The sequence below is a fragment of the Coleofasciculus sp. genome (assembly GCF_046539235.1).
Classification (GTDB): domain Bacteria; phylum Cyanobacteriota; class Cyanobacteriia; order Cyanobacteriales; family Coleofasciculaceae; genus Coleofasciculus.
Map to the genome: position 1 here is coordinate 1 of NZ_JBKHHI010000387.1, position 6,343 is coordinate 6,343.

Here is a 6,343-nt window from a genome sequence, read left to right on the forward strand (position 1 = left end):
GATACCATTGAATGGTCATGGTTCATGGTTCATTGGTCATTGGTCATTGGTCATTCGTCATTGGTCATTGGTCATTGGTCATTGGTCATTGGTCATTGGTCATTGGTCATTGGTCAAGTCGGGGCGGGTTTAGTTACATCTGGGTGTAACCAAAAAGATAGTTGTGAAACCCGCCCCTACACAAATTCCCCATCTCCCCCATCTCCTGATAACTGATAACTGCTCACTGATAACTGATAACTCCCCCCTATCCTCCGTATTACGGCACAACTAGCACGGGGCAGGGTGACAAATTAATCACGCGATTGGTGACGCTTTCGGAAGCACCATCCTCAGTTAATCCCAATCCGCGACAACCCATAATAATCAAATCGGCATTAATTTCATCGGCGACATCACAGATCGTAAATGGGGGTGTGCCTTCCCGACTCAGGGTTTCCGTTTTAATGCCATACTGGTTAAACATGGCTTGAGCGCCTTTGAGTAGTTCGGCAACCATCTCCGGGGACATAATGTCCGGATTTGGCGATGGGTCATCGGGGTTGGGTTTTTCGACAACCGAGAGCAGAACTAAGTTACTTTCATACTTTTGGACGATATTGGCGACAACTTCCGCCGCTTCACGGGCTTCTCGGCTTTGGTCAAGGGGAAATAAGACACTCTTAAACATTGTAATCACCTTGAGAGACACGGACTCCGGTAAAATGTGGACGGGAAAAGAGAATACATACTCTTGACCCTAATGATTGAGTTGATTGCTCTATAGATGTACATCTGGGGGTAATCATTAAGCATACAACCACTGGCACGCGATCAGATCGCAAGGCATCAGATACAGGCAATTAGAGGAGAGTATTACTGTGTCCAAAAAAACTGTAGCAAATTTAAGTGAGTCCGATTTAGCTGGAAAACGGGTATTGGTGCGAGCCGACCTGAATGTGCCACTGGATGAGAATGGCACGATTACCGATGATACCCGCATCCGGGCGGCGTTACCGACGATCCAGGATTTAATCAAAAAGGGTGCCAAGGTGGTTCTGTGTAGCCACTTAGGGCGTCCGAAAGGACAAGTGAAAGACAGCCTCCGCCTAACACCCGTGGCGAATCGTCTGTCTGAATTACTGGGTCAAACGGTGATTAAGTGCGATGACTGTATTGGCGATGCGGTTAAGTCTCAGGTTGACAGCCTAGATAATGGTCAAGTGGCGTTACTGGAAAATCTCCGCTTCCACCCAGGGGAAGAAAAGAATGATCCGGAGTTTACCAAAAAGTTAGCCGCCCTAGCCGATGTTTACGTCAACGATGCCTTTGGTACGGCACACCGCGCCCATGCTTCAACCGAAGGCGTCACTCATCACCTAAAGCCCTCCGTGGCGGGGTATTTGATTGAGAAAGAACTCCAGTATCTGCAAAATGCGATTGAAAATCCACAGAATCCCTTAGCCGCGATTATTGGTGGATCTAAGGTGTCGAGTAAGATTGGCGTGATTGAAACCTTACTGGATAAGGTGGATAAACTGCTGATTGGCGGTGGTATGATTTTCACCTTCTACAAAGCCCGTGGCTTGAGTGTCGGTAAGTCACTGGTGGAAGAGGATAAGCTGGAGTTGGCAAAGTCCTTGGAAGCGAAGGCAAAGGAAAAAGGGGTAGACTTACTCTTACCCACAGATGTCGTAGTTGCTGATAACTTTGCCGCGGACGCCAATTCTCAAACCGTAAGCGTTGAATCGATTCCTGATGGATGGATGGGGCTAGATATTGGTCCTGATTCCGTGAAATTCTTCCAAGACGCATTAGGCGATTGTAAGTCGGTGATCTGGAATGGTCCAATGGGGGTATTTGAGTTTGATAAGTTTGCTACTGGCACTGAAGCGATCGCGCGTACTCTAGCTGATCTAACCAAGAAAGGCACAACCACGATTATCGGTGGTGGTGACTCGGTTGCGGCTGTGGAAAAAGTTGGTGTGGCTGATCAAATGAGCCATATCTCCACAGGTGGTGGGGCGAGTCTGGAATTGCTTGAAGGTAAGGAACTTCCCGGTATTGCCGCATTAGATGATGCTTGATGGTAGCATTGCACGTCTCTACCTGATTTAGGGATAATGCCACTGAAATAAACATTAGGGAATCGCCGAAACCTTTGATAGATGGTAGGGTGGGTTTCGACTTCGCTCAACCCACCAGCATACCAGTCAGTGGCATTCGATTTAGGCATAAGGGCGGGTTTTGTTGTTTATTTATCGGTGGGGAGGGCGGGTTTTGTTGTTCCGTTATCGGTGAATATCTGAATTTAGTCCCTAAACCCGCCCCTACAGATACCCTAAACCCGCCCCTACAGATACCCTAAACCCGCCCCTACAATTGAATGATGACTGATTTGATTTCCAGCCGATTAATTGTTGGCGGTACTGAGAACTTCGATTAAAGTGTGATAAGCAGGTTTTGGACGATAGGATTTATCAAAGATTAGGGGCAAGTCTGGCTGACCGACAAAGCCAGGAATCCAGGTAAATTTATCGGTAAATCCCCAGGTGACAAATGCTGTACAGTTGGGTGCTTTTAGACAGACGCCTAACATATCCTGATATACTTTTGCCTGTTTGACCAATCTATCTTCCTCGGTTCCTGTACCGTTGTGGATTTGGACATCCATTTCAGTAATATGTACCTCTAATCCCAATTCTTCCAACCGCTTGATATTGGTGGCTACGTCTTCGGGTTTGGGCGGATTTTTAATACTTTTGTGCATCTGCAAACCGACGCCATGAATGGGAACATCTTTCTCTAGCAAATCCTTAACGAAGGCGTAAATAGCATCAGATTTTTCCCCTAATCCTTCTCCACCATAATCATTATAAAATAGGAGCGCGTTGGGGTCAGCTTCATGCGCCCAGCGAAACGCTAACTCAACATAGTCTGATCCAATTACTTGCTGCCAAATGGTTTTTCTGAGAGAATCTTTACCGCCAACGGCTTCATTGATGACATCCCAGGCATAAATTTCACCTCGGTAGTGACTGACTACGGTAAAGATATGTCGCCGCAAAATCTCGATTAATTCCTCCCGCGTCCACTCGGTTTCAGTTAACCAGTCAGGTAAACTGCGATGCCAAACTAAGGTGTGACCGCGTATTTGCATCTGATTGGCTTTGGCAAAGGTGACGATTTCGTTAGCAGCGGTAAAATCGTAGCGATCGCGTTCTGGATGAATAGGCTTAAATTTCATCACATTCTCAGGCGTAACCATGTTGAACTCCCGCGTCAATACCTCCCGATAGTTAGGATCGTTGCGAAGGGCTTTTATCGATACGGCTGCGCCTATGTAGATGTTTTGTTCTTGGGCTAAATTACGCAAGGTTGTATCGCCCGGTTGGGAAATAGCAGGGATAGAAATGAGTAATGTTGCTGTTAATCCTAAGAGAATTAATGCGCTAAAGCTGAGAGATTTATTTAACCATTTTAAGATCATTTGTCGTTCTAACATTCCCCCATCTCCCCTAGATATAAGCGGTAATCAAATAGTTTTTCCCTCATACACCCGTTAAAGTGGGTACTCGGTTAGCTTGGGCTTTTTGTAAATCCACGGTTAAATTTTCACCACTGCGACGCGCTTCCCAGGAACCGGATTCACCGCCACCGATACTCCACTGTCCCTGCATAAAGTCTTCCGATTCCGAGATTGTACCCGTATAACTAATGGGATAGTTGGAACTAGCTAAATAGCGTTTAACAAAGCTAATCCGGCGTCCAATAACTTCCCCCGTTAGTGACGCTTCGCCCAAGTAGCTGTCATCTAAGATATTACCCGTCACGGTATTGCCACTGTGTAGCAGTGTTGCCTCAAATCGCGTGGGAATACCCCACTGCCAATAGGTTCCCAGCCAAGTACCATTTACATCTGCCATTGGTGAAACATTTAGAGGATCAGGGTGCGATCGCTATTTTAACTAAATCCAACTCAATTGGGAAACCGATCCGCCTATAAAAAGTGATTATAGTTGGTTTTCTTCAGCGTAAAACACTAATTATTTGGATTGAGAATACATTAGGCAGCAGCTAAATACTTAGCTGGGACTAGAATGCTTTATTGCAGATGATAAATTATCGGTATGGTCAATACCAGTCTGCGATCGCGAGTCCCGATACCCTGGAAAATTCCTTGACATTGTGGGTAATGAGAATAGCTTGGAGTGCTACGGCTGTCCCTGCAATCAAAACATCCATCGAACCAATTGGCGTACCTTTTTGCTCCAACTGGGCACGAATTGTAGCCGCAGCAAGAGCTGCATCCTTATCAAAGGGAAAAAGGTTAACTCGGCTCAACAGTTGCTGAAGTTGTTGGGTGCGTTTTGTGGGCGAGGTAGATTTAGCAATGCCAACTTGTAATTCAAAAAGGACGATTGTGGAAATGCCAATTTCTTGGGGAGAAACATTGGCAATGTTTTCTGCAATTTTTCCTTGACCTTTGAAGTAGTAAATCAGGGTGTTTGTATCTAAAACGTACATTCACAAACTCTCCCGCCGCATGTCTTCTCCTGGTTCAGCACGAATCTCTTCCAGGGTAGGAAAATCTGTTGCCCAAGTTCCAGCCAGGGAATGAACAAGTTCTGTCCAGGACATCGGAGAATCAACCGTATCTGTGGATTGGTTAGCACTCAGGTGTTTAGCACGAATGAATTCAGCAAAAGCAAGAATTTCGCTGGCTTGGTCTTTGGGAAGGGTTTTGACGATGGCGTAAATCTGTTCAGCTACGGTCATAATCGGGTTCTAGGGAAGGTGCTGTTTAGCTTTATTTTAGCGATAGCTTGTATATTAGGTATTATCTATAAAATACAATCAATAGTACAAGAACGCCGCCGAATTGTAGACTTAGCTGATGGTCGAAGTCTCAGCGTTCCCTTAGCTTGGTATCCGCGTTTGATGTATGCTTCACCCACAGAACGGCAAAACTGGCAATTACTAGGTGATGGCTACGCGATCGAGTGGACTGATTTAGACGAACATATTGGAATTGAGGGGTTATTGGCAGGTAGACGCAGTGGTGAAAGTCAACAATCACTTGAGCGTTGGTTGGCTACACGCAGTACTTCTGCTAGTTAACACCAAATGTGGTAGTTCAACATTGCGTTAAGGATTAAGTCCTGCCATATTGACTTATTCTATTCTAAAGATCATGTAACCTGGAATTATGCCAACAATCTTACGGGTAGGTCCTTATCGACTATACTTCTACAGCCACGAGCCGAATGAACCTCCTCACATCCATATTGATCGTGACCAATCATCGGCTAAATTTTGGCTGGAACCCGTCACCTTGGCAAACAATCTGGGTTTTAGTGCTAAAGAACTACGTAAAATACAATCAATAGTACAAGCAAATCAACAAACACTGTTGGAGGCGTGGTATGGGTATTTTGGCGATTCGAGCCGACGAGAGAGTTAAAAATGTCAACTTTACAGAGGAAACAATAACTGTAGATCTCATGGATGGGCGGGTAATTTCTGTCCCTCTCACTTGGTATCCAAGATTACTGAATGCTACGTCTGAACAACGGGAAAAATGGGAAGTATGCGGTGGAGGTTATGGGATTCACTGGGAAGATATCGATGAGGATCTAAGTACAGAAGGAATGCTGAGGGGAGCGCCTGCTCCCAGAGCATCCTTGGCTAATAGCTAAGATGAATTATGACGCGATCGCACTCCGCACTCTCCACAATTCCCCAAGTTGAGTTGGCATCATTTTATCAGATGTTGGGTATCCTAATATTAAGCCAACTTAGGCTGATAGAGGTATGGCTTACCGCATCGAATACTCACCCGAATCAGAGACACATCTACAATATCTAACGGCTCGACAGCAGGCGATTGTCTTGGATACTGTCGATGAGCAACTGATGTATCAACCGACAGTTGAGACAAAAAACCGGAAGCTAATGCGCCCTAATCCCCTTGCTCCTTGGGAACTTCGCATTGGTAATTTGCGCGTCTACTATGATGTAGAAGAGGAGCCTGACGCTTTGGTATATATCAATGCCGTCGGCATCAAGGAACGCAATCAAGTTCGTATCGCTGGGGAGATTTATGACCTATGAAAATTGTGGAAATTGGACAGGCAAATGCAACACTGGCTGAATATACCTCCGATCTGGCTGAGGAACCCGTTATTATTACCAGCAACGGTCAACCTATTGCTGCTTTGATCACATTAGAAAATGTCGATATGGAGACGATTTCACTAAGTACAAATCCTCAATTTATTGAGTTAATTGAGCGTTCACGGGAACGTCGTCGCGCTGAGGGAGGAATTTCTGGCACAGAAATGCGGCGTAGACTGGGATTGAG

The 6,343-nt window shown here is 45.6% G+C and carries 12 protein-coding genes; 7 read left to right on the top strand and 5 right to left on the bottom strand.

Going from position 1 to position 6,343, the window contains the following annotated elements; genetic code table 11:
* Positions 1-216 (top strand): hypothetical protein (locus ACLFWI_RS24785; protein ID WP_446415132.1); only part of this gene is annotated, 216 nt, incomplete at its 5' end.
* A gap of 43 nt (positions 217-259) precedes the next feature.
* On the opposite strand, the gene ACLFWI_RS24790 is transcribed toward ACLFWI_RS24785, so the two are convergent.
* The gene (locus tag ACLFWI_RS24790) at positions 260-670 is read right to left on the bottom strand and encodes a universal stress protein (RefSeq protein WP_446415133.1); all 411 of its coding nucleotides are present in this window, start codon (positions 668-670) and stop codon (positions 260-262) included.
* Between the two features lie 190 nt (positions 671-860).
* Between ACLFWI_RS24790 and ACLFWI_RS24795 the strand changes: the two genes are divergently transcribed.
* On the top strand, positions 861-2,066 hold the full coding sequence (locus tag ACLFWI_RS24795) for a phosphoglycerate kinase (protein WP_446415134.1): 1,206 nt from the start codon (positions 861-863) through the stop codon (positions 2,064-2,066).
* 326 nt (positions 2,067-2,392) lie between these two features.
* Here ACLFWI_RS24795 and ACLFWI_RS24800 read toward each other — a convergent pair whose 3' ends face one another.
* The 4 genes from ACLFWI_RS24800 to ACLFWI_RS24815 form a co-directional block, all read right to left on the bottom strand.
* On the bottom strand, positions 2,393-3,484 hold the full coding sequence (locus ACLFWI_RS24800; protein WP_446415135.1) for an endo-1,4-beta-xylanase: 1,092 nt from the start codon (positions 3,482-3,484) through the stop codon (positions 2,393-2,395).
* Positions 3,485-3,530: 46 nt separating this feature from the next.
* Entirely contained in the window at positions 3,531-3,905 is a 375-nt protein-coding gene (locus ACLFWI_RS24805; protein ID WP_446415136.1) for a hypothetical protein, read from the bottom strand.
* Positions 3,906-4,113: 208 nt separating this feature from the next.
* Positions 4,114-4,506 (bottom strand): PIN domain-containing protein, encoded by a 393-nt coding sequence (locus ACLFWI_RS24810; protein WP_446415137.1) that lies wholly within the window; start codon positions 4,504-4,506, stop codon positions 4,114-4,116.
* Complete coding sequence (locus tag ACLFWI_RS24815) at positions 4,507-4,758, bottom strand: DUF2281 domain-containing protein (protein ID WP_446415138.1); 252 nt, start codon at positions 4,756-4,758, stop codon at positions 4,507-4,509.
* A 51-nt stretch (positions 4,759-4,809) separates the two neighbouring features.
* Between ACLFWI_RS24815 and ACLFWI_RS24820 the strand changes: the two genes are divergently transcribed.
* From ACLFWI_RS24820 to ACLFWI_RS24840, 5 genes are all read left to right on the top strand, one after another.
* A complete protein-coding gene (locus ACLFWI_RS24820; RefSeq protein ID WP_446415143.1) occupies positions 4,810-5,100 on the top strand; it encodes a DUF2442 domain-containing protein in 291 nt (96 codons plus the stop codon).
* An 88-nt stretch (positions 5,101-5,188) separates the two neighbouring features.
* Entirely contained in the window at positions 5,189-5,443 is a 255-nt protein-coding gene (locus ACLFWI_RS24825; RefSeq protein WP_446415139.1) for a DUF4160 domain-containing protein, read from the top strand.
* Positions 5,406-5,678, top strand: a complete 273-nt coding sequence (locus ACLFWI_RS24830; protein ID WP_446415140.1) for a DUF2442 domain-containing protein — start codon at positions 5,406-5,408, stop codon at positions 5,676-5,678. The genes ACLFWI_RS24825 and ACLFWI_RS24830 overlap by 38 nt, the downstream gene beginning before the upstream one ends.
* Before the next feature lie 115 nt (positions 5,679-5,793).
* On the top strand, positions 5,794-6,093 hold the full coding sequence (locus tag ACLFWI_RS24835; protein WP_446415141.1) for a type II toxin-antitoxin system RelE family toxin: 300 nt from the start codon (positions 5,794-5,796) through the stop codon (positions 6,091-6,093).
* On the top strand, positions 6,090-6,343 hold a 254-nt coding region (locus ACLFWI_RS24840), incomplete at its 3' end, for a type II toxin-antitoxin system Phd/YefM family antitoxin (RefSeq protein ID WP_446415142.1). The genes ACLFWI_RS24835 and ACLFWI_RS24840, both read left to right, overlap by 4 nt.